General features: G+C 36.2%; 1 pseudogene. It reads left to right on the forward strand.

The annotated features are described in order from the left end of the window. Positions 1 to 236: pseudogene (locus FFR48_RS28495) on the forward strand (IS982 family transposase); the annotation flags it as partial. Between the last annotated feature and the right edge of the window lie 176 nt (positions 237 to 412).

The following is a 412-nucleotide window of genomic DNA, read 5'->3' on the forward strand; positions in this document are numbered from 1 at the left end:
ACCTAGAACACACGAGTCAAATTAGTTTGAAAGTGATGCGGAAACAAAAATCTAAACGTCCAGATCCTCCTTGGATTCAATATATAAAACAACATACTCGTCATTATATTGAAACCGTATTTAGTTCAATTACAATTGATTTTACCAAATCCATTCATGCTGTCACCTATCAAGGGTTTTTACTGAAAGTTCAGGCATTTATTTTTGCCTTCACCCTGCAAGAAGCATTTATCTAATCAGTTACTATTCATACTTGTAATTTCATTATTACTGACCGTCGCTTCTGCATTCCAGGAGTCAATTTTTGATGACTTTCTTTCCATTTGAATCTCTACCGGCTACTTGGGTTATTACTTTATTGACCCATTTATTTCCCAAACTTCACCCTAGCGTTCACGAAGTGCAGCGTAGC

Source organism: Sphaerospermopsis reniformis (genome assembly GCF_005402885.1).
In the GTDB taxonomy this organism is placed as follows: domain Bacteria; phylum Cyanobacteriota; class Cyanobacteriia; order Cyanobacteriales; family Nostocaceae; genus Sphaerospermopsis; species Sphaerospermopsis kisseleviana.